The sequence below is a fragment of the Pedobacter cryotolerans genome (assembly GCF_005116475.1).
Lineage (GTDB): Bacteria > Bacteroidota > Bacteroidia > Sphingobacteriales > Sphingobacteriaceae > Pedobacter > Pedobacter cryotolerans.
Genome location: NZ_SWBO01000014.1, coordinates 63,634 through 88,125, shown reverse-complemented (window position 1 = coordinate 88,125; position 24,492 = coordinate 63,634). Strand labels below are relative to the sequence as shown.

Here is a 24,492-nt window from a genome sequence, read left to right as displayed (position 1 = left end):
CTCACTTATCATTACCTCACAGCTGCCAGTAAGCAAATGGCATGAAGTGATTGGTGAAAAAACCATTGCCGACGCAATATTGGATAGGATTGTTCATGATGCCAACCGTATTGAACTCAAGGGAGAATCAATGCGGAAGAAAAGGGTGCCTGTGCAAGAAAATAGCTTCCAATAAAAAACAACTTTAAATAACTACTTTTGTTAACGCTTCTATAGCATTTGCAACGTTCGTTCGCCAGCAAATTAGGTGGTCAGTTTGCCACGGAATCACATGGTCAGTTTCTCCGAAATATACAGTGGAAGATACAGACAAAAAGAAAAGCCTCCTATTATTCTTAGACGAAGCACACCTATTTCTTGATAAAAAAATTAAGGACGAATATTCTATCGAGGTTGAGTTGGATGCTTATGACAGGATAGCCAAAGAGTGCAGGAAATATGGTTTATTTTTGGTGCTTTCTACTCAAATGCCCAGGGATATACCCAAAGGTGTCTTGAGCCAAATGGGTACTTTTATTGTACATCGATTAATCAATCAACAGGATAGGGAAGCAATAGAGTATGCATGTTCAGAAGCAAATAAATCTGCATTAGCTTTTCTACCAATCCTAAGTTCAGGCGAAGCAATGTTAACAGGTGTTGACTTTCCTATGCCAATTGTTTTGAAGATAATAAAGCCAGATATCAAACCAAATTCAGTTACTCCAAGGGTTTTTTAAAGCTTTTAAATTTTCATCAATTAATCTTTGGTCATGTTCAAAATATGGTATTTGTTGCAATTTCAATTCAACATAATTAATTTTTGTAAACTATTTCTAGAATTAACACTCAACTACAAGTAATTCTAGCACGAGACAAAATGTTCAAAGTACTCCTACTGATCGGTATCTAATTGGTATATTAAAAACTTTTTCTCAATTCTCCTGCATTATCAAATAATATACTTTTTGCCTCATTCATTTTTTTACCTATCCTGCTTTTCTTCACTCTGGCATATCTTTGAGTAGTGCGAATATTTTTGTGACCTAACATTTTGCTTACATCCTCTAATGGAAAATTCAGAACATTTAACATAATATCTGCGAATGTATGTCGTGCAAGATGACTATTTAGCGGTCTTCCAATCTTGCATATATCAGATAGTTCTTTTAAATAGACGTTATACCTAAAGTTACTGTTTACTGGAATTAAACGATTATGTACTTTACAATAAGGATGTTTTTTATACTTTTTTATTAGTTCACCAACAATAGGAAGTACTGGAACCATCTCTGTAACCTTTGTTTTTCCTCGTTCCTTTACCAACCACGGTTGATGTTCTGATCCAACGCATACGATATGCTCATTACTTAAATTATAAATATCCTGATAGGCAAATCCTGTAAAGCATTGGAAAATGAATGCATCCCTAACTTTAGCTAAGCGTTCAATACCAATCTTTTTTCTCCATAATGTTTCTACCTCGAAAATTTCAAGAGGTATTATCTCTGAATCTTCTGACCCACATTTGAATTTTGCAATTGGATTTTTAGGAATCCACAGGTTTGCTTCTGCTATATTTAAGAGCTGTTTTAGATTTTTAATCTGTTTCATTGTAGCGGCATCTTGCAACGCTGGAGTTCTTTTTACAGCAAGATATTTGTAGAATTTTTGTGCGAAGGAGTATTCAATAGCTGATAAGCTAAGATCTGTAACCTTAAATTCAAACTTTAAAAACTCAACAATCTTCTTTTGAGTGGCTTTCCATTGTTTTAATGTCTCTTTTGATCGTATTTTCTTCTCTACCAACTCGCTGAAATCTTTAATATGGATTTCAGTTAATTCTAATAATGAAGGTATTTTATGCTCTTTTACCTCATTCTTTTTGCTTTCAATAGGAACGTTTTGGTAAATGTTTTTTAGCATTAATGGGCTAACAGAATCATACTGGGTTTTTAATACATTAAAATTAACTTCGAGTGAGCTTTCAATGTGGTTAAGGGCTGAATTAATTTTCTTAGAATCAGTTGACCTCATTACTTTTTTCATTTCAACGTTCCAGTCCTCAACATGTACTTTTTGGGATGTTGAAAATTCAGCATAATTTCCATCAATAGAAATCCTGCAAATAATAGGAGCAAGGCCCTTTGAATCGGCTTTTGATTTACGGTGCCAGAATAGGATTTTTAGGGTTTGGTTACTTTTCATTTCTCAATCTTTTAGTAAAACATTTTATTTGTTTTCAGATTGTTCTTCAGCGCTTTAAATCAATTTGATCTGGTATGACTGGTGCCCAAATTTACCGATTACAATTGGGCACCAGTTAGGGCACCAGTTTGTATGGTTTAAGATGGTTTGAAATGAATTATTATTTTTTCAGAATCGCGGTTTACAATATCTTTTAAACAGAAAAGGCGCAATTTCTTGCGCCTTTGGTGATCCCGCTGGGATTCGAACCCAGGACCACTACATTAAAAGTGTAATGCTCTACCAGCTGAGCTACGGAATCAATTCCTTTTGTTTAAGGAGGTGCAAATATAGAAATTAAAATTTATTTGCCCAATTATTTTTGAGAAATTATAAAATAGAATAATATTTAACTGTAAAGCCCTGTAAATAAGCACAAAAAATTCTCATCTTATTTAACCAATCAAACAATTTATGGCTTTTTTATATTTCATTAGAATAAAACTTAAAGCTATGGAAAATTCTAAAAATGAAAGTAAAGTTAATGAAAACCCAAAACCTACTGATCAAGTACAGATGGAAATAGAAACTGTTACGCCAGATACAGAAAAAAATGTAGTTCCAACAACTGAAACGGAAAAGCCTAAAGGTGATAAAGAAGAAGCTGCTGAAAATCAATCTGTAGCAACAGAAGATAAAAAGGAGGATGAAGGCACTGCGGAGATTGAAACCGTTGTTCCTGATAAGGAAAAAGCAGTAAATCCATCGGAAAGTGAAGATGAAGTAAAGCCTACAGCAGATAATAGCGGTGATAAGGACGAAGAAAATACTAACGAAAATGAAGTGGTGCAAGAAGAAGTAACAGCTATTGAAAATGCAAGTGACGGAGATAATTCTGAAAATGGAGATGAAACGGTGCAAAAGGAAGAAGATGATGAGAGAGATCAAATAGAAACAGTTAGTCCTTAAATGTTGAATATGGCACAGAAAAGATCAAAATCTAATCCCTGCTGGAAAAACTACAAAAGGGTAGGCACAAAACTTAAAGCTGGCAAAAAGGTTCCCAATTGCGTGCCTAAAACCAAGGCAAAAAAATAATACTGTGTAATCGTTTAGCCATAATTTTATAGTACATAAAAATTAAATTGCCAATCCATTAACTTTACGTTAAAATATTAAACTAAAAAAATGATACAATCAAAAGGATATGCTGCACAATCTCCAGAGTCGGATTTAACTGCTTGGGATTTTGAACGCAGAGATGTAGGCGCCCACGACGTACAAATTGAAATTCAATTTTGTGGGGTTTGCCATAGTGATTTACACCAAATTAAAAATGATTGGTTTCCGGGTTTATTCCCTATGGTACCAGGACATGAAATTGTAGGTAAAATTGTTAAAGTAGGTGATCACGTTAAAAACTTTAAAGTAGGCGATTTAGCTGGTGTGGGATGTATGGTAGATTCTTGTCAGGTTTGCGAAAACTGTAAAGCTGATTTAGAACAGTATTGTGAAGATGGAAATACGCAAACTTACAACAACAAAGGCAGAGATGGAGTACCTACCTATGGTGGTTACTCGAACAATATCGTAGTGAGAGAAGAGTTTGTATTACATATTTCTGAAAAATTGCCATTAGCAGCAACTGCTCCGTTGTTATGTGCTGGTATTACCACTTATTCTCCACTTAGACATTGGAAAGTTGGCAAAGGACATAAATTAGCTGTTTTAGGTTTAGGTGGTTTAGGACACATGGCTGTTAAATTTGGGGTTGCTTTTGGTGCAGAGGTTACGGTTTTAAGTACTTCGCCAAGTAAAGAAGCAGCAGCTAAAGAATTAGGTGCACATCACTTTGTGGTAACAAAAGATAAAGCACAACTGGATGCCGTAAGAGGAAGCTTCGATTTTATTTTAGATACAGTTTCTGCAGATCATGATATGAACTTGTATTTAGGCTTATTGCGTACCAATGGGGTGCACATTGTGGTTGGTGTGCCAGCTCCATACGCAATTCATCCATTTTCTTTAATTGGTGGTCGTAAAAGTTTAGCGGGTTCTGGTATTGGAGGCATAGCCGAAACTCAAGATATGTTAGATTTTTGTGCAGAACATAACATCGTATCTGATATCGAGTTAATTGATATTAAAGATATTACAACTGCTTATGAGCGTATGGTTAAAGGTGATGTGAGGTATCGTTTTGTGATTGATATTGCAACTCTTTAATTAGCATTATCTCCTAAAATTATTTTAAAAGCTATCCAAGTTCGGATAGCTTTTTTTTTCACCCAATTCAGGTATAGGATAATCAGTTTGCGCTGTTGATATTTGATTAATAAATTAATCTTATGCTGATCATTCAAAAAACACTTTCAAGTTTCCCTCTGTACCTGATGCTTTTGTGTATAGTTACCTGCACTGAAACTCATATTGCACAGGGTCAGGTTAAGCCAAAAGTAACCACTAAAAATGTGGTTATTTTAAAGTCTAAAGTTACCCAAGTAAAAAAAAATACAGCCATTGTTAAAAAACAAACTCATAATTTCGCTGGATCTTATGCGGTAACTTATCAAGAAAAGGAGATTTTCATCACCTTATCGGCAAATGCCGATGTTGTAACAGGTACATTTCTGATGAACGGTGAACAAGCAAAAATTAACGGCAGTGTAAGAAATTTAATTTGTACTGGTAAAATTGTTGAAGACCAAACAGGTAAAGCCTATAATTTTAAAGCAGAAAGAAGAGGAGAGTTGCTCGATTTTTCATTCACTGTTCCCGAGCAAAATAATCAGTTGGTTAATTTGATCCTAAACAAGGTAACAACAACAATAACAAATACAGCAAATACAAACAAAAATCCAATGCTAATCGGTACTTGGCGTAATACAGAAGTATTAAGCAGTGGTAGCGGAGAATTCTATACTTCGTTTGCTACAGATTATTTTGTAAAGTTAGATGCTAATGGTGTTGCTGCTATTTGGACAGGTAAAAGTGCTGGTGGATCTAATGGAATTACGATTGAAAGTGCAAAACCAGGCTCGGTGCAAAAAATGGAATGGTACACCGTAGGTAAAATTTTGTACCTTGTTAACCCAATAACTAAACAAAAAGCTCCTGTTAATTTTTATGCAGAAGCAAACAGGATGATGCTAACAAGTGGCTCAACTAAAAAAGTGTACCATAGGGTAAAATAGCTTAATAACCTGAGTTCGATTATTAATCTGTAATTGGACTTCATATAAGCAGTTTATTGCGGTTTTAACCACCTCGCCTTTCAGGCACCCCTCCAAAGGAGGGGAATGGAGGTCGTAATTCCCTCCGACACGTCGGAGGGTGGTCGCAGACCGGGGTGTTATAAAACGATAACAATAATCGTACTCAGGTTAATAGAATTTATATTTAATAAAACAATTGTTTAGCAATTGCGTTTTGTTATAAAAATTAAAAACATATACCATGGGATTATTTAGAACAGCATTAATTGGAGCAGCTTTATATGGCGCTTACAAATACGTTACCAAGCCAAATGAATTAACCGGAAGAACGATGGTTGATGATTTAAAGGAAAAAGCACCTGAATGGATTGAAAAAGCAAAAGGCTACAAAGAAGACCTTGAAGCTAAATACATGACGGATGATTTACCTAGATAGGAAATGATAATAAAAAATGGAGAGGTTACAAGTTGTAGCCTCTTTTTTTTGTTTCAAAATTGAAGCTGAGGTTTTATTCTGCTACTAGATGTTATATATTTGGGATAAATTATAAATCGACCGATTAAATTGATTTATTAGAATTAAAATTGAATGATAGAAAAATATTGTTCGATTTTATCCACATCAAAAGATAACATACATGTCTACCATAGGAAAATCATTAGCCGAAATTATCCCTTCAGATCGCATTAAAGACAGATTAATAGATGTAGTATCCTTTGCTTCAGATGCAGGTTTTTATTACCTCCGTCCTAAAGCAGTTGTACAGCCAGTTTCAGATCAAGAAGTAATTTCGTTGTTTAAATTTTCACATCAACACCAAATACCAGTTACTTTTCGTGCTGCTGGTACTAGTTTGTCTGGTCAATCAGTTTCTGATGGCATTTTGGTAGATTTAAGTCAGCATTGGAATTTTGTAAGGGTAGAAGATAAAGGTGAAACCGTTAGGGTGCATCCTGGCGTTATTGGAGCCATTGTAAATAGCGAACTTAAAAAATACGGCAAAAAAATAGGTCCAGATCCAGCAAGCATCAACTCGGCTATGATGGGCGGTATTTTATCTAACAATGCTAGTGGAATGTGCTGTGGCGTAAGTAAGAACTCTTATCATACGGTTAAATACATTAAATTTATTTTACCAAACGGTAGATGTTATAGTACAGAAAACTCAGCTGATTATGCGAGTTTCCGAAATGAATGTGCAGAAATTTACGATGAAATAGCCACGCTTCGCCAACAAATTTTAGGTGATGCTACGCTGTTCGATTTAATTAGACATAAATATAAAACCAAAAACACTGTTGGTTACGCAGTAAATGCATTTATTGATTATCAAGAACCGCTTGATATCTTAGCACATGTGTTAATTGGTGCAGAAGGAACTTTAGGTTTTATTTCGGAAGCTGTTTTAAATACAGTTCCAGATTATCCTGTTAAGTCTACCGCATTGCTGTATTTTCAAGATATTTACGCAGCTTGTAGGGCTATTGTTCCGCTAAGTAATTCTGGTGCAGAGGCTGTAGAATTAATGGATAGAGCATCTTTACGTTCAATAGAATTGATGAAGGGTGTACCTTCAATCATCAAAACACTTTCTTCAACTGCATCAGCTTTGCTCGTTGAATATCAAGGAAATAGCGTAGAAGAGTTGCAAATTAAAGCTGCTAACTTTTTATCGGTAGCACCAGATCTGTCGTTATTAGAAATGCCTAGTTTTACGGCAGATCCTGATGAGCAAGCATTTTTATGGAAAGTGAGAAAAGGGATGTTCCCTTCTGTAGGTTCGGTGAGGGCAAGTGGTACAACCGTAATTTTAGAAGATATCGCAGTGCCGGTAGAACGTTTGGGCGATGCCATTTTAGATCTTCAACAATTGTTTAAAAAATACAGTTACGATAATGCTATTATTTTCGGTCATGCAAAAGATGGTAACATCCACTTTGTGGTAACACAGGCATTTGATACGGCAACAGAAATTACACGTTACGATAGCTTTTTAAAGGAAGTTGTTGCTTTAGTGGTGGATAAATATAAAGGTGCTTTAAAAGCCGAACATGGCACTGGTAGAAATATGGCACCATTTGTAGCTACTGAATGGGGTAATGAGATTTACCAAATCATGAAACGTTTAAAAAGCGTTATCGACCCACAAAACTTATTAAATCCAGGTGTAATTATCAACGATGATAGAAACGCTCACATTAAAAATTTAAAAGATTTACCAAAAGTTGAGGAAGAAGTAGATAAATGCATGGAGTGCGGTTTTTGCGAATATAAATGTCCGAGCCGCAATATTACGCTTACGCCAAGAAGAAGAATTGTAGTTAGGCGTGAGTTATTGAGCTTAAAAAGAAAAGGCGAAACAGCACCTTACAAGGAGCTTTTAAATCAGTACCAATATGATGGTTTAGATACTTGTGCGGTTGATGGATTGTGTGCTACTGCTTGTCCGGTTGATATTAACACAGGCTCTTTGGTAAAAAGATTAAGAAGAGAAAATCACAGCGCATTTGCAAATGGAGTAGCCTTAAAAGTTGCTAAAAACTTTAAACCTATAACGCAAATTGTTAGTGTAGGTATTAAATCGGCCACTATATTTAACAAGGTTTTTGGCAAAAATGCGATGTTGAATTTCACCCGAACAGTTAAAAAAGTTGTTCCTGCAATGCCGCTCTGGTCTAATCAAATTCATCCAACCAAAAATTTTAATCATTACCTATCGGATAAAATTTCTACCAACAAAGCAACTGTAGTTTATTATCCAACTTGTATATCGAGGGTAATGGGTGGCGCTGCAGCAGATAAGAAAAATATCATCGAAACTTTTGTGAGTATTTCTAATAAAGCGAATGTTGGTTTCACTATTCCTAAAGATATTTCTGGTACTTGTTGCGGACAAATATTCTCATCAAAGGGTTTCAGTAGTGCATATCAACACACAGTAAATGATACAGTTGAGAAAATGTGGGAGTGGAGCAATCATGGTGCTTTGCCTATAGTTTTGGATATTAGTTCTTGTACTTTAACCTTACAAGATTGTGGACATGCACTGAGCCCCGAGAACAAGCAAAAATTTGATGCGATGCAGATTATTGATAGCGTAGATTATATTTTAAACTATTTATTGCCAAACATCAGCATTGCTAAAAAGAAAGATAAGATAACTTTACATCCAGTTTGTTCCCTTCAAAAAATGGGTTTAGAGGCAAAATTTGTTAGTATTGCTAGGCATCTGGCCGATGAAGTTAATGTGCCAGTTAATGCGGGCTGTTGCGGAATGGCAGGCGATAGAGGATTTTTATTCCCCGAGCTTACTGCTTCCGCTACCAAACCAGAAGCCACAGAGGTGAACCAAAAAGAATATGCTGGTTATTATTCTAGTGGCAAAACTTGCGAAATTGCTTTATCTGAAGCGGTGGGCAAAAACTACGAATCTATTTTGTACTTATTGGATGAGTGCGTTTAGTTAATTATTAAATACCATATAGATACATAGCTTGCTCAAGTGTCCATCTACTTCGCAAATGAAAAAATGTCAAAGCCAAACTGAATTTTTTTCATTTTGCCTGAAATATTTTCAGTAAAAATTGGGCTTTGCTGGCTTGGCATAAGGGTTGTTGTTTATTCAACGAGATCGTAAATCTCATTTTAATTAATCATAGTTTAAATCATTAACAAAAATTAAAGGAGGAAAAACCAATGACACTAGTTAAATTTAATGCAGACAAAAACAACAATCAAAGAGGTTTAGTGCCATCAATTAACCATGTTTTCGATTCAATTTTTACCGACAGTTTTTTTGCTGGTCGTGAGGTAACTTTGGTGCCAGCGGTAAATATTTCAGAAACAGCAGATCAGTATCAAATTGAGTTGGCAGCACCAGGTTTAAGAAAAGAAGATTTTAAGGTAAATCTGGAGCGTAAGCTGCTCAGCATAGTTGTGCAAAAAGAGCAGTCAAATGAGCACGATAATAAAAACTACAGCAGACGAGAGTTTAGTTATAACTCTTTTACGCGTTCATTTACTCTGCCAGACAGTGCCGATGAACATCATATTCAAGCAAAGTATAATGATGGTATTCTGCTTATCCAAATTCCTAAAAAAGAGGAAGCAAAAATGACCAGCCGTCAAATCTCGATTGGTTAAGATTGTATCAGAATTAAAAATTCTAAAAAATTAAATTTGGTGGTTTCGTCATTTTCAGGGTTAATTTTTTTATAAAAATCAATATAAATGACGCAAAATTTAGCTTGTTTTGTCATCCAGATTAGCCGCGGCGGATCTGAATGACAAAACTTATTTTTAATAAACAATTAAATTATAAAGGATTAAATAATTAGGTCAATAGACTGGGTATTGTAATGCGCTTAATAGGGGGGGGTCAATCTTTAAAATCAATTACGGTACAGCTTTATGCTTTTTTTGAAATAACCCCAATTTATAGCTTTTGGATCAATAAGCTCTCGTTTAAAATCATCAACAACTAAACACCAACCCAGAATAGCTTAATTATTATTAAAGCTAGGGTCAGTAATTTCCTTAGTATAGTGTTTGTCACATTCTATTGTGTTTGGTAAAATGAAAATACAACTAATATTGCCAATTGAGTGGTATTGTAAATTTTAAATCCATCATTTCTTTTTGCAATAAATGAGCTATTAACACAAATATTACATTTATTCACGAATGCTTTTTTTATATTTAAATTATTGTTGCTAACCAAAATAAATCCAATCACCCAATTTGTATGAAAATTTCTTATCAATTAAGCATTGCTACGCTGTTATGTTTTGCCTTTATTTCTTTAACTGATATAGCTGCCGCTCAAAATTTAAATATAACTCCTGAAGTTGGCCAAATTCCACCTCATCCGCCTCGTTTACCCGAGGGTGCAATTCCTGCATTCCCTGGTGCTTGGGGTGGTGGTATGTTTACAACGGGTGGCCGTGGCGGTAAAGTTATTGCAGTTACTAATTTAAACGATAGTGGTACAGGTAGTTTTCGTGCAGCGGTAGAGGCAAAAGAGCCACGTATTGTAGTTTTTAAGGTTGCTGGGACTATAAAAATTCAAGGAGATTTAAATATAGATCATCCCGATCTTACCATAGCTGGCCAATCGGCACCTGGCGATGGTATTTGTATCGCCGGAACGTTAAATATTAATACTAACAACGTAATTATCCGACACCTTCGTGTACGTAGAGGTGTGCCTATGGGCGGGCAGGGGGATGATAACATTGGTGGAAATCCACACCATCACATCATTATTGATCATTGCTCAACCAGTTGGGGAATGGATGAAAATATCTCACTTTACAGACACATGAGACCATCATTAGATGGTAAAACTCAAATTAAAGATGCTGCAGAAAACGTAACCATACAATGGACAATTTCTAGTGAGGCTTTAGATGCTAAAGGTCATGCTTTTGGCGGAACTTGGGGTGGTAATCCTTCTACTTTTCACCATAATCTTTTTGCCAGTAATACCGCTCGTAATCCATCGATTGGTATGTCTGGTCCTTTCGATTACCGTTACAATGTAGTTTTCAATTGGCGCCACCGTACTATGGATGGTGGTGACGAAACTTCGATGGTAAATCTCATTAACAATTATTATAAAGCTGGTCCGGCAACAAATAAAGATATGCAAGCCGTTTTTGCTCGTATTGAAGAACGTAGCATGTATTCTCCAGGTAGTGCATGGGCCGAAGGTGGCTGGTATGCCAAAGAAGCAAATCGACCAGGAAAATGGTATGTAGCTGGAAATATAATGGACAATAATGCCGAAATTACTCAAGACAATTGGAAAGGAATGCGATTGAAAACGGATCCTAAAGCAACAGTTGGACAAAATTTAGCCCGTGTAAATACACCATTTGAAGGTTGGCCAGTAGCGCCACATCAAAAAGCTGAGCTTGCTTATGAATCTGTGTTGGCAAAAGCAGGAGCAACTTTACCTAAAAGAGATGCTGTTGATACAAGAGTAGTAGAAATGGTTAGAAGTGGTAAAACCCTTACAGCCACAGGGATTATTAAAGATGTTGCAGAGGTTGGTGGTTATCCAAATTTAACGTTTAGCAAAGCTGATGTGGCACTTGATACCGATGGAGATGGGATGCCAGATGCTTGGGAAATTAAACACGGTCTCGATCCTAAAAATGCAAAAGATGGAGCTTTAGATGCTGATGGTGATGGCTATACCAATGTTGAAGAGTTTTTAAACGGAACAAACCCTAAAGAAAAAATCAATTACCGTAACTTAGCCAATAACGTTGATCAAATTAGCTAATTATCTTTGCTAAAATTAAACTTTGAGCCATTATTTCTCTCAAATAAGAATAATTACACTTAAAAATGGAATTGAATAATTCCAAAAGAAACATGCAAAAAACAATTCAAAGATATATTAATCATAAATTTTTAACCAGTTGTTTAGCGCTTACGCTATTTAGCTCAGCTCTTTACGCACAAAAACCAGTCGTTAAAGTTGATTTAAATTTTAGTGGCAGAAACGAGGCAGAAGTACATGAATTGGGTTATATTTCATGGCCTATATCAAACGGTACAGTTGCACAGAAAACTATTGATGGTATTCAGTTTAGCCTAAAGGGAAATTTCACTTCAGATTGGTATAAGGCAGGTGTACAAGCCCCGTTTTATGCTAAATTAGTTAACGATGGAATTACGACTAAAGTTCCTGTTGAATTAACTATTAATGGTTTAAAAGAAGGTATTCACACATTATTGAGTTTTCACAATTCTTTTAGCCAAAGCACAGCTGCAGTACCAACCCAAATGGCTATTTACGTTGATGGAAAATTAGCTATAGATAAATTATCGCCAAGTACAAGAGCCGAACATACCACCAAAGCACAGCTGGCCTATCTTACTTTTCAAGTCAAATCAGGCGTTCCGGTTGTAATTCGCTATCAGGCAAATGAAGGTGCAAGTTTTTCTCTCAATGGCTTTGAATTAAATACCCCTAATTTAGCTAAGCAGGCCAAAATGCCTATACCAATAGATGCAGATGAGCATGTAAATTTAGGTAGCAATATTACTTTAAAATGGACAGCAGCAGCAAATGTAAAATCACATGATGTTTATTTTGGTTTAGATAAAAATGCTGTGGAGAAAGCCAATCGCACTGCGCCAGAATTTAAGGGCACACAAACTGATACCACATACCCAATTAAAGATTTATACAGTATGGAAACCTATTTTTGGCGTATTGATGAGCAAGATCAAAGTGGTAATATTACGAAAGGTAAAGTATGGTATTTCCGCCCTGCGCAATTGGCTTTTCCTGGTGCCGAAGGTTATGGGCGTTTTGCAAGAGGTGGTCGTGGTGGTAAAGTTGTACATGTTACTAATTTAAATGATAGCGGAGTGGGTAGTTTACGTGAAGCGGTAAATAATGAAATAGGCCCAAGAACTATAGTTTTTGATGTTGGTGGTGTAATCAAATTAGAGTCGCGTTTAGTAGTTAACCAGCCTTATATTACCATTGCTGGGCAAACAGCACCAGGTAAGGGGATTACCATTACAGCTGCACCAATAGGTTTAACTGGTAATGATGGGATGATCCGTTTTTTACGAGTGAGGGTTGGTGCTGGTAGAACTTATGATGGCATGGGCTTAACAGGAGCCAACCATAGTATTATTGATCATTGTTCTATCAGTTGGACAATTGACGAGGCTTTTAGCTCTAGAGGTGCACATCATATTACTTTACAAAATACCTTAATTTCAGAAGCCTTAAATGTTGCCGATCATGGTAAATATGAAAAAGGTAAAATGCATGGTTATGCTGCTACAATAGGTGGTGATATTGGTAGCTTTCATCATAATTTATTAGCGCATAATTATGGCAGAAACTGGAGTATTGGAGGTGGATTAAATGGAAATGGTGAATATGGAGGTAAATTAGATATAAGAAATAACGTGGTTTACAATTGGGGAAGAAGAACGACTGATGGCGGTGCTAATGAAGTAAATTTTGTAAACAATTATTATAAACCAGGTAAAGCAACCGAAGTATTTCATGCTTTAAAAGCACAACATGAAGGGGTTGGTAAAGGTATGCAACGTTATTATTTTGCCGGAAACGTGATGCCAGGTTATTTTGATGAAAAAAATCAGGAGAAAGGTAGAGCAATACAGGGAAAAGTGAATTATGAAACGTATGTTGATTCTGCTTTTTTCCCATCATATGTAACCACCCAAAGTGCTAAAAATGCTTACAAGCAAGTATTGTCTGATGTTGGCGCTAATCAACCTGTATTTGATGATCATGATTTACGCATTATTAAAGAAACATTAGAAGGGACTTATACTTACAAAGGTAGTAAAAGCGGTATAGCCGGAATGATTGATACTCAAACTGATGTTGGTGGTTTAGAAGAATATCCGACAGTAAAAAGAGAAAGCAATTGGGACACTGATGGCGATGGTTTGCCAAACTGGTTGGAAATTGTACACAAACTAAATGTAAACTCTGCAGCTGGAGATTTTAGTGATTGCAATGCAGATGAGAATAAAGATGGCTTTACTAATTTAGATGATTATTTACAATGGATGGCTGAACCGCATTACTTTTTAAATATGGGTAAAACACAAGAGTTTGATGTGTCAAAATTGTTTAAAGGTTATGATGCTAAACCAGTTTACACGATTAAAAGTTCAATTAATGGTAAAGTAAAATTAACTGGTAATATCGCTCAATTTGACCCTGGTAGAATGGGTTTAGGTAATGCAGTTTTTTCGGTTAAAGATCAAGATGGAAGCACAATGACAAGAACAATTAATTTTTATATCGGAGCGAAATAATCCATTTTTCAATTACTCAAAAATTAAACTCACTTTTAAAAGAGACTGCATCATTAATTAAAAATGATCAGTCTCTTTTTTTATGGACTATGCCTTAAGTTTACTGTATTTTGTTGTTTTCATTAATGCATCACATTTTAGTATTACTGCGCTACGTAGTTCAAAACAACCAATGCAATACTTGTTAAATATTTGCAACAGATCAATTTATTAACTTTTGAAACATAATTATTTTTTAGCTAAATCTTGATGCTGTATTTTAAAAAAAAAATAATTTATTTAAATTTTGGCACGATAAATTTTAATCTTTTAAAATAAATTATCAAAAATCATATAAATATCTGAATATTAGTATAATAAAGAATAAAAAGTAATTAATTCTTTATTAATAAATTAATATTAGGGTAATACATTCTACATATTTGAAAGTAATGAAGAAATATTTTCTACAAAGTGTAGAAAATATTTCCCCAATCAAAAAATGTTCCTATTTTAGCAAGCAGAACTAATAATTCAATCATATATCCCTAAATTATGTTTGGTTTAAAAAAGTCACGCTTTTGCTGTGCATCTTATTTTTAAAGGATGTACAGCTTAAGGGTTTTTAATTTATTGAAGCTATCGTTTTTAACTTCTCGGCTACCGCTGTGGGGAGTTTTCTTTATTTTATTTTCTTTTTTTGCACAAAACACCTTTGCAGAAGGCAGTAAAGATCTTTACCCTGCTGGAGCACAAGGTAATAGGGCGTTTTTATATGCAAATATTGATGGAACTAATTCTACACTTAGTTATCCATTTAAAACAAGAGGTACTCATTATGTGTATGTTAAAGCTGGTGAAAAAATTGCGGTTTCATCAAGTGCAATTGGTGTAAATAATGGGCAAATAATTCTCACCGCTCCAAATGGTAATATTATTTCTTATAATGGGAGTGATGGTTTAGGTTATATTCCAAACCGAACGGCAGAATTACAAGGACCAGAAGTTGGTTATAGTCCAATTGTTATTTCGGTTTCTACAGCATTAGCAGGTGTGTGGAAAGTAGAATTTTTAGCTCCAGTTGGCAATGGAAGTAGTTCTGATGTAACTGCCCCAAATATTTTTGCTAATGCCAATTGGACCCAATCAACTGCTGCAAATGCAAATTTTATAGCCGCTTGGGATGTTTCGGTAAAAAATACTGCAAATACAGGTTGGTTAAATGGTCGTGTGTATACTAACGTACTAAATCTTGGTATCAATAATAATTTTACAAGTAGTCAGAGAGGATTTTATGTAAATAATTATATACTTACTGAAGATGGCAGGGCGTATCGCGTACAAACCAATGGTAACAATGGATGGGCTTTTACTTTTTTTTCTAACAACAATGGTTTTGCGGTAAATGGCGTGCCTACTTACAAAAGTTTAAATTCATCTTCAGCGGCGGCTCTTTCTGCTCTTCACGATCCAAGGACACTTGATGATGCTTTAAATAAAACACATAAAATTTTCTATAACAAGCCAAATGCCGATTTGCCAGAAACTGAAACCGCGTTTATAACTGCCGCAAATCAAACAACTTGGCTTAAAAAAAATGCGGTTTTGCCTATCATTACAGATTTAAAATTTATTGGCATTGAAGGCACGGAGAGTAAACTAAGCTATAAAGGAGCTAAAATTACATTTACGTCTTCTTCATCAGGTAGTTATCAAATTACAATTCCATTGGTTAATGGTGCAGATCGAATTATAAATGGCTCGGCAGTGCCAGGTTACAACGAAATATTTTGGGATGTGAAAGATGGTAATGGAAATTTTGTACAACCAGGCCCAATTTCACCCTTGGTTCAAACTTTCTTGAGGTCGGCTGAAGTTCATTTTCCTTATTTAGACATGGAAATTAATCCACAGGGGATTATCATAGAGTTGATTGAAAATAACACTAATTATGATGTTAATCCATTAAATAACAACCCATCAGAGTACAGCGATAAGGTTTATTGGGATGATATCAATATTTCTAACGCTGGTAATGCTGGTAGATATAGTTCAGATCCTGTAACCAACTTAAGTGGAATTAGCAGTAATAGCAATGGACATAAGTTTGGTAGATATAATGACAATGCAAATGATCATTTTGGAGACCAACGTTCAATGGATACATGGACTTATATTGAAAGTGGTAAAACAACTCAATTGGTTAATATCGAAATTCGCGAAGCTGATTTAAAAATAGAATCGATTAACCCTGATTTAACAAAATACTTTTCTGATCAGATGATCACTTATACAGTTAAAGTTAAAAATGATGGTCCTTCAGCAACTAATGGAGCTAAATTTACATTTTCTATACCAACAGGATTAACAATTAATTCGGTAATATCAGCTAACCAGACCACAGGTGTAGTGATCAATAACCCTATTACTGGAGTGCAGAACTATAACGCAATATTAGATCTTCCTAATCAAGCTACGATCGATTTTATTATAGTTACAACCTTTACAGGTACTTATAATCAAGTTTTTGATAATGCCAAAGCAAGTATTTTAAGACCAGCTGATTTAAGCGATCCAGATGCTACTGGCAATAATGCAGCGGGTCCTGTAGATGCAGATGAAGAGTGTTTAAATGGTGCTTTGTCTGGTGTTGGCTTGTGCAACAACATTAAATATAATACTATTAATGGACAAGATGTATGTATAGGAAGCAACATAGCTACTATAACTTATCCTTTATCTCCTGATGGAACACAATTTGAAACCTTAGCGTTGCCAACAGCATTAAGTTTACAAGATGTTGCTGGCAATCGTACCATAAGTGGTTCATTGTCTGCAGCTGGTATACATACGTTTTACATCAAAACACTAAACACAAATAGAACGCAAACAAACGCAATTATTAGAGCTAACACTTTAGCAGATGCAACTGCAAATGGCCCATTGAGTATTTGTGAAGACGCAACTGATAATCCTGTTGTTAATTTTATTGGCACAGGCGGCTCTGGAGCTTACGAATTTAGTTATAGTATTAACAATGCTAGTGTACAAACGGTTAGCACTGTGTCTGGCTTAGCTACGGCAAGCGTAGCAATCTCACTTAACAACACCGGTGCATTTATTTACAAACTTACTTCTGTTAAAGATTTATCTACCGGCTGTAGCCAAGCAAAAAATATATCGGTAACCGTTAACATTCAGCCTAAACCAATAAAAGCACATATTCAATTAAATAATTAATAAAAAATCCCTACAAACAGTGAAAGCAACAATTATCAAATCAATTTTAGCTGCATTTATCATCATCATTTGTGTAAATGCAAAGAGTAAGGCGCAAACTTACTATCCAGTTTATTTATGCGACGGCGGAACAGCCAATTTGCATACTCCAGAAGAAGTGGGGCTTACTAACGGCGACCAAGTTTACTGGTATTTAGAAGGTGTTGAAGTCGATGTTAAAACTTTTAATGGTACAGCCAATACAACTAACATTACTACTCCAAATAATCTTGGCGCAGGAGTGCATAATTATACGAATAGAATAAAATCAAAAGATGGCTGTTGGGGAGATATGTCTGATGCTTTTCCAGTTTATCAACTGCCAACTAAAACTTTGGCGCTAACTAAAAGCATAGCTTCTTATTGCGGTAGCGATGCCAGTTTAAATTCTGTAATAACAGCTACCACAACTCCTGCACAAACATTACCTGATGGTATAGAATATGCTTATGTGTGGACTGCTACAAAAAACACAGCCGCTGTACCTTCAATTTCTACTATAGGAACAGATTTAGCTTCACAATCGGCCATAAACACATTTACCTTAAATACAACTGATGCGGGAATTTATGTGTTTAATGCTACAGTAAAATACGTAAAAACGACAGGCAATACAGGAGCGCTAAAATCGGGCGATAGTAATGGCTGTGAAGTTACAGCTGCTACAACTCAAACTGTTACCGTAACCCCTAAGCCAGTTAGACCAACAATTGTTGTCCAATAGTTAGATTTTTACCAACCATTAGTTTGAATTTAAAACAGTATATATTACTGGCGTTATTCATTCTGCAGTTAAATTGGGTATTTGCACAAACAAAACCTAATGTCGTAAAAATCCCTCTGGGTACTACGGTTAAATTTGCAGTAGGTGATCAAGCTGGGTTATCCTCGTACCAATGGTACCGAGATGGAAAGCCTATGCCAAATGCTAATGCTGCAGTATATATCGCAAGTGTTGCAGGATTATATCAAGTAGTTTCGATAAGCAAAGAAGGATGTAGATCAGATTTATCTGATGGGTTTTTATTGATAGTTGAATATGCAGACCTTGAGGTTCTCAAAGCTTCTGAAACACGATTTGTAGGTTCGGGTGAGGCTTTTGAATATCAAATTTCAGTAATAAATAATGGCAATATGAAAGCTACAGGAATTGAAGTGATTGATAAACTACCAATAAACTTAAAATATATGGGCACCATAGGTGAACCGATTGGAAAAATCACCGTGGTTGACCAAGTGATCTCTTGGAAAATTCCATACTTAGAAAATAATCAAAAATTGATATTGTCAATTAAAACTTCAGCTATAAAAGCTGGAAAAATAGTAAATACGGTTAAAGTAACGGCTATTGAACCCGACCCTAATTTGGCCAATAATGTAGCAACAGATGTGAAGGATATTATAAATGAAGTAATGATGCCTAATGTAATTACCCCCAATGGAGATGGTAAAAATGATGTTTTGCAAATAGATGGTTTAGAACTTTATCCTGACCATAACTTATTGATATTTAATAGGTGGGGAAATGAAGTGTACAAAAGCAATGGTGCTTACAAAAATGATTGGAATGGCAATGGTTTAAATGAAGGAACTTATTATTATTTATTAAAAATTAAAGCAAAAGATGGAACTGATAAAAGTACTACTGGTTGGATTACTTTGATAAAAGAATAAGATGTGGAAATTAATTAAACTTATTTTATTGCTTAGCTATGCAGGCACATGTATTGCACAACAAGATGCACAGTATAGTCAATATATTTTCAATGGTATTTACATTAATCCTGCTTATGCGGGTTTTAGAGAACGTATAAATATTAACGCAACTTACAGAAACCAATGGACTGGTATTGAGGATGCGCCAAAAAGTTTTTCTCTGGCTGCAGATGCCATTATGCCGAATGAGAGAGTTGGTTTGTCGTTATTAATGAATGCGGAAGAATTAGGTGCTCAAAAAAATATTGCAATCTTTGCCAATTATGCTTACCGTTTCCCTATTAATGAAGAAGGAACTTCAAAGTTAGCATTAGGACTTGGTGTTGGGGTTAGGCAATCGGGTTTAAATGGAGATCTGTTAAAGCCAAGAGATTTGGGCGATAATTTCATTCCGGTGGGAACTGTAAAACAAATACTGCCAGATATGAATGTTGGCGTATTTTTTTCCACACCTCATCTGTATATAGGTGCATCTGTTAATAATTTGATAGGGAAGTATATATTGGATAAAAAATCTTTAGATTTTAATTTTCCAACTCCTAGACCGCATTATTATTTAACAGGCGGAGCATTAATTCCTATAGAAGAATATGTTATCGATTTTAAGCCATTTTTTTTAATAAAGGATGATTTGAAAGGGCCTACTGTACTAGATGTAAACGCTTTTTTTCTGTTTAAACAAATGGTTTGGCTTGGTGTAGGTTACAGAACTGGCATAAAGCTTTATGAAAAGCCTAATCTGCAAACTAACATCAATAGTAGCAACGCCCTTATCGGTATGACGGAAATCTTTATCAATCAACGTTTTAGGTTAGGTTATTCTTATGATCATAGCATGAGTAATTTAGCCGGTTATGCAGGTTCAACACACGAGATTTCTGTAAGCTGGAATTTTTTTACAGAAAAGGAGAGAAGGTTAAATTTCTGTTATTTTTAATTGCTATTATTTTTTTGATGAAATATTTTAAAGGTTGAGTAAGCAAGTATTAATTCTAAATTTTCCATTTTTGCCAAAAGCTCATTTAATTTAAAATGACAATCTATTCACAAACTTAAATAACTATAACTACCGTTCAATTAAAATTATATCTTTGGCGCAACATCAATCCCTATTCTAATTAATGACTACTAGCTCCGTTGAAACGCCGCCGAGGGTAATTAAATACAACCCCCAGCTTGATGGCCTACGTTTTTGTGCAGTATTATTTGTTGTTTGCTATCATTGGCTTCCTATCATCTCTTCACATAAAGTAAGCCACTTTTTTGGTGGATTTGTAAATTTCTTTTTTGTATTAAGCAGTTATCTAATCACAAAGATTTTGATGTCTGCTAAAGATAAAAGTGTAACATTGAAGTTTTCGAAAATCAAGGTCATTTTGTTCTTTCTTTTTCGTAGAACGATCAGGATTTTCCCTGCCTATTATATGTTCTTAGCCTTGGTGTTAATTATTCCAGGTATAGGTCATCATTTAAAACAGCATGAGGTGGCTTATTTTTCTTACTTAGCAAATTATTATATTTTTTTTGCAGAACAGTGGCCTTTAGCTACCTCTCATCTGTGGACACTTGCTGTTGAAGAGCAATTTTATATCTTTTGGCCATTGATTGTCATTTTTATTCCGAATAAATATTTACTCAAAACCTTTATAGCTGTTGCACTTATAAGTATTGTTTTAAGAGCTATTTTTTATCAATCTACAACAGGTTTCTTTCCTCAATCTATCCTCACACAATATTGTTTAGATTCCTTTGCCATAGGTGGCATTCTAGCACTCAAGTTTACCATTAGCAAAGAACAAGAACGATTGATAGATAGGTTCTTTCATGTTTCGTTGCTCATAGGTATTCCGGTTGGTTTCATTATCATCTTAACCAATTCTTTTTACCTGTCCTTTGTATTTAATGGGCTTATTATCTCTATAATATCTTATATGCTGATTAAGAAGGCTATTTTTGGTTACAAGGGCTTATTGCAAAAATTTTTAGAAAACAAAGTAGTGCTTTTTCTTGGGCAAATAAGTTACAGTATTTACCTCTACCATCTGGTAGTACCAGTTGTTTTTTGGAAAATGTTTGATCTCATTTATGAGCATTTAAACCTTACATATCCTCAATTTTTTATAGAACATGACAATAATATTGTTCTTTTAGTTAAAATAATGTCGTCTCAATTAGGTTGTTTTATCATTTATTCAATTATAACCATAACGCTATCTATACTTTCTTGGCATATAATAGAAGTACCCTTTAATAATTTAAAAAACCTATTTAATCCAGGCTTGGCTAATAAACCAAAAGGTTAACACCAGTATTTAACCTTTTGGCTTATAAAGATTTATAAAAGCTTTTAATAGAGATGCCTGTGCTGGATAAATTTTTATGCAGCTTTTTTATAGCATCAATAATTTTGGTAATTTTTTATACATTTCCCATTTTCTTCTTCTAATTACATGGGTTATTGATGCATACCTTAATTCAGTTTCTGATTAACTTAAAATAATACGATACAAATCTTGGAAAAAATGTGTTGACTTATTTTAGAGCTTTTACCTAAATGAATTTATGTTGCGCTGCGTATTTTAGTAGCCCTACTACTGATTGGGTATTAGTTTTTCTGAATATGTTTTTTCGATGAGTTTCTACAGTACGCTCGCTGATAAAAAGTTTACTCGAAATCTGTTTGTTTCCATATTCTTCATTAATCAATTTAATAATTTCTATCTCTCTGTTTGTAAGCTTTTGTTCTTGGTCTCGGGCCGTAAAACTGTTCAGAATTTCTCTAGTAATTTCTTCTCCAAAATAAGTACCTCCGCTGCGAACTCTGTCTAATGCTTCTATGAGTTCTGCCCGCCCAGTATTTTTAAGGATATAACCAGATATTCCTGCATCAACCATTTCTTTAATAACAACTCCTTCACTATGCATCGATATAGCAATTATTTTTATACTAGGAAATTTCTTCTTAACCAATCTTGTCAGTTCAATACCACTCATCAGTGGCATACTGATATCTGTTAGTAATATATCAGTCGGATTTTCATCCAACAGCTCAAGTACCTGCAAGGGCAAATGGGAAAAGCCAGAAAGGAGGTAATTTGGAGCATCAGCAAGTAAGGAGCGTATGCCTTCGATAACAAGCTGATGATCGTCTACAATAAAGATGCGATGTTGGTGATGATTGTTCATTATATTTTAAATAGGGATGTGAATAGCTATCAGGGTACCTTGGCCTGGCGTTGAAGAAAAATCGACATTTCCTTGCAAAAAATCTACCCTGCTTTTAATATTCTTTAAACCTATGCCGTTGGATTGGGAAAGCTTGCTGGTATCAAAACCTTTCCCATTGTCCTCAATCATCGCATTGATGCTATCCTCATCTTTGCTCAACTGTATATCTAACGAAGTGGCGCCCGAATGCTTGATTACATTGTTTACCGATTCTTGAATAACTCGATAAAGCACCGCCTCGATGTTCTGACCAAGCCTTTGCTGTAGCCCAACGGTTTCTAAATTTATTTTAAGCCGGCGATCATCTATTTTGCTGATAAAATCCCGTACCGCAGCAGCCAATCCAGATTTAAGCAGTACATTGGGTGCCATCTGGTGAGAAATAACTCTTACCTCCTTGCAACTTTCGTCTACCATATCCATGGTTTTATAAAAAACCTCTTCACTTTGGCGGTCTTTGAAGCTTAGCTGTTCGCTAATGCCCGAAAGATTGAGTTTTACAGCCGAAAAGAGTTGGCCAAGTCCGTCGTGTAATTCATTTGCTATGCGGTTTCTTTCATTAGTTTCAGCTGAGATTACAGCACTGGCGGCCTGCTGTTGCAGAAAATTTTGCTTTTGTTGTTGTTTGAGCTTATACCGGTTATAAAGTAATAGGCCCAAAAGTATCAAGAGTATTAAAACCGATACAGCCACCGCTATAATAATATTGCGTTCCTTAAGCTGGAGTTTTTGAAGTTTGTTTTCTGTATTTAAGATTTGCAGCTGCTGGCTTCTTGATTTTGATTCGAGCTTATTGCTTTCTAGTTGTCGGTACTGTTGGGCAAGGCTTAGGTTTTGATTTCGAAGCTGTAGCTCGTTCTTGGTTAGTAAAAGCTGATTGTTACCTAGCAGAAGGTTTTTTTGTGTTAGCTGCAAAACTTGTATCTGGTTCTGCCGATTCAGTAGGTCAATCTGGTGTTGCTTTTTTTCGGTTTGATAACGGGTTTGGAGTTCGTTCATGTTTTCCGTTGCACGTTTATCAAATAGGATGCGGTAAAGGCTATCCCGAATTTGCCCTGCTTGATAGGCCTGCTTAAAATCGTTCGCCTTGCTGCTGTAGCTGGCCAGAGAATTAAAAATGCGCTCTTGTGTTTCCAAATCTCGGGTTTTGATTGCCAAGTCTCGTGCCTTAATGGCATACGTCATTGCTGCTTGGTTGTTACCACCAGCGCTTTCTATATTTCCCAAGTTTTGGTAGATAGCACTGAGCTTGGATTCATCACCGTAAGCGATAGCCAGCTTTTCAGCTTTGAGGTAATAGGCCGTTGAAGACTTTCCGTCCCTTTCGCTTTGCCAAACCAGATCACCAAGATTCATCAATATGGAAATCTGGTTATTTGTACGGTTGAATTTCTCAGCAAGTAGGAGTGCTTTTTGATAGGTTTGTTTAGCTAGAGCATACTGTGCTGTTTGAAGGTAGGCCACTGCAATGGAGTTGTAAAAATTTGGCTTTAAACTCTCATCATTTATTTGTTCTGCAATGTCAATGGCATCCTGCAGATATGCTATAGCCTGCTTAGCTTTGTTTGATCTGATAAGGATATTTCCAATGTCTGCTAAACAACCCGCTTGACTAGCTTTATTGTCAATTTCTTGATAAAGCTTTAGCGCCTCTAAACAGGTTTGCAATGCTTGGTCATACTTGCCTAGTTTCGATAATGGAAGATTTTTGTTCTGCCTGGCCTTCGCAATAGTTAATTTGTCGTTTATACGTAGTCCAATTTGTTCTGTTTTTTCAAAATAAATTAATGCGCTATCGGGAGTGCCGATAAATGACATGATTATTCCCTTCACATTCCATCCGGTAGCCTCGTTTAGTGGCTTGTTGTGTTTACGACTAAGTTGTATAACCGTGTCTGCTACTCGAGCACTTTCCTTGGCATTAGAATAGATAAGAGATTTAGCCCGTGATGTTTTAGCATTAATCAGTTGTTCAATAGCAGTCTGTTTTTGAGCACAGACATTACTGGCAATCGATAGGATTGCCAGTAATAGTAAGATGGGATGTATTTTGGGAGAAAGCATGATTAAAAATAACATTTT

Annotated in this window: 18 protein-coding genes and 1 tRNA gene; 15 read left to right on the top strand and 4 right to left on the bottom strand. The window is 35.4% G+C overall.

Annotated features, from left to right (window positions below):
* A partial coding sequence (locus FA045_RS17445; protein WP_169305030.1) for an ATP-binding protein occupies positions 1 to 175 on the top strand: 175 nt, incomplete at its 5' end.
* A 121-nt stretch (positions 176 to 296) separates the two neighbouring features.
* Positions 297 to 719 (top strand): ATP-binding protein, encoded by a 423-nt coding sequence (locus FA045_RS17440; RefSeq protein WP_225871376.1) that lies wholly within the window; start codon positions 297 to 299, stop codon positions 717 to 719.
* Positions 720 to 900: 181 nt separating this feature from the next.
* Here FA045_RS17440 and FA045_RS17435 read toward each other — a convergent pair whose 3' ends face one another.
* Together FA045_RS17435 and FA045_RS17430 are read right to left on the bottom strand one after the other, a co-directional pair.
* Positions 901 to 2,187, bottom strand: a complete 1,287-nt coding sequence (locus FA045_RS17435) for a site-specific integrase (RefSeq protein WP_136878366.1) — start codon at positions 2,185 to 2,187, stop codon at positions 901 to 903.
* Between the two features lie 225 nt (positions 2,188 to 2,412).
* A tRNA-Lys gene (locus FA045_RS17430) sits at positions 2,413 to 2,488 on the bottom strand.
* A 191-nt stretch (positions 2,489 to 2,679) separates the two neighbouring features.
* Between FA045_RS17430 and FA045_RS17425 the strand changes: the two genes are divergently transcribed.
* The 13 genes from FA045_RS17425 to FA045_RS17365 all read left to right on the top strand — a co-directional run bounded on the left by FA045_RS17425 (position 2,680) and on the right by FA045_RS17365 (position 21,485).
* The gene (locus FA045_RS17425) at positions 2,680 to 3,135 is read left to right on the top strand and encodes a hypothetical protein (RefSeq protein WP_169305090.1); all 456 of its coding nucleotides are present in this window, start codon (positions 2,680 to 2,682) and stop codon (positions 3,133 to 3,135) included.
* A gap of 219 nt (positions 3,136 to 3,354) precedes the next feature.
* Positions 3,355 to 4,392, top strand: a complete 1,038-nt coding sequence (locus FA045_RS17420) for an NAD(P)-dependent alcohol dehydrogenase (RefSeq protein WP_136878364.1) — start codon at positions 3,355 to 3,357, stop codon at positions 4,390 to 4,392.
* A 122-nt stretch (positions 4,393 to 4,514) separates the two neighbouring features.
* Complete coding sequence (locus tag FA045_RS17415) at positions 4,515 to 5,360, top strand: hypothetical protein (protein WP_136878363.1); 846 nt, start codon at positions 4,515 to 4,517, stop codon at positions 5,358 to 5,360.
* A gap of 262 nt (positions 5,361 to 5,622) precedes the next feature.
* A complete protein-coding gene (locus tag FA045_RS17410) occupies positions 5,623 to 5,817 on the top strand; it encodes a YtxH domain-containing protein (RefSeq protein ID WP_136878362.1) in 195 nt (64 codons plus the stop codon).
* 202 nt (positions 5,818 to 6,019) lie between these two features.
* Complete coding sequence (locus FA045_RS17405; protein ID WP_136878361.1) at positions 6,020 to 8,845, top strand: FAD-binding and (Fe-S)-binding domain-containing protein; 2,826 nt, start codon at positions 6,020 to 6,022, stop codon at positions 8,843 to 8,845.
* 233 nt (positions 8,846 to 9,078) lie between these two features.
* A complete protein-coding gene (locus tag FA045_RS17400) occupies positions 9,079 to 9,525 on the top strand; it encodes an Hsp20/alpha crystallin family protein (protein WP_136878360.1) in 447 nt (148 codons plus the stop codon).
* 601 nt (positions 9,526 to 10,126) lie between these two features.
* Positions 10,127 to 11,671, top strand: coding sequence for a pectate lyase family protein (locus FA045_RS17395; RefSeq protein WP_136878359.1), 1,545 nt, complete (start codon positions 10,127 to 10,129; stop codon positions 11,669 to 11,671).
* A 92-nt stretch (positions 11,672 to 11,763) separates the two neighbouring features.
* Positions 11,764 to 14,208 carry a T9SS C-terminal target domain-containing protein gene (locus FA045_RS17390; RefSeq protein ID WP_205943182.1) on the top strand — a complete coding sequence of 815 codons (2,445 nt, stop codon included), beginning with the start codon at positions 11,764 to 11,766 and terminating at the stop codon, positions 14,206 to 14,208.
* A 585-nt stretch (positions 14,209 to 14,793) separates the two neighbouring features.
* Positions 14,794 to 17,427, top strand: a complete 2,634-nt coding sequence (locus FA045_RS17385) for a DUF11 domain-containing protein (protein ID WP_136878358.1) — start codon at positions 14,794 to 14,796, stop codon at positions 17,425 to 17,427.
* Between the two features lie 19 nt (positions 17,428 to 17,446).
* On the top strand, positions 17,447 to 18,190 hold the full coding sequence (locus tag FA045_RS17380) for a hypothetical protein (RefSeq protein WP_136878357.1): 744 nt from the start codon (positions 17,447 to 17,449) through the stop codon (positions 18,188 to 18,190).
* A 23-nt stretch (positions 18,191 to 18,213) separates the two neighbouring features.
* Complete coding sequence (locus FA045_RS17375; protein ID WP_136878356.1) at positions 18,214 to 19,140, top strand: T9SS type B sorting domain-containing protein; 927 nt, start codon at positions 18,214 to 18,216, stop codon at positions 19,138 to 19,140.
* Between the two features lies 1 nt (position 19,141).
* A complete protein-coding gene (locus FA045_RS17370; RefSeq protein WP_136878355.1) occupies positions 19,142 to 20,119 on the top strand; it encodes a PorP/SprF family type IX secretion system membrane protein in 978 nt (325 codons plus the stop codon).
* 184 nt (positions 20,120 to 20,303) lie between these two features.
* Entirely contained in the window at positions 20,304 to 21,485 is a 1,182-nt protein-coding gene (locus tag FA045_RS17365; RefSeq protein WP_136878354.1) for an acyltransferase family protein, read from the top strand.
* Between the two features lie 247 nt (positions 21,486 to 21,732).
* Here FA045_RS17365 and FA045_RS17360 read toward each other — a convergent pair whose 3' ends face one another.
* Both FA045_RS17360 and FA045_RS17355 read right to left on the bottom strand, forming a co-directional pair.
* Positions 21,733 to 22,368, bottom strand: coding sequence for a response regulator (locus tag FA045_RS17360; protein WP_136878353.1), 636 nt, complete (start codon positions 22,366 to 22,368; stop codon positions 21,733 to 21,735).
* A 6-nt stretch (positions 22,369 to 22,374) separates the two neighbouring features.
* A complete protein-coding gene (locus FA045_RS17355; RefSeq protein ID WP_136878352.1) occupies positions 22,375 to 24,489 on the bottom strand; it encodes a tetratricopeptide repeat-containing sensor histidine kinase in 2,115 nt (704 codons plus the stop codon).
* Between the last annotated feature and the right edge of the window lie 3 nt (positions 24,490 to 24,492).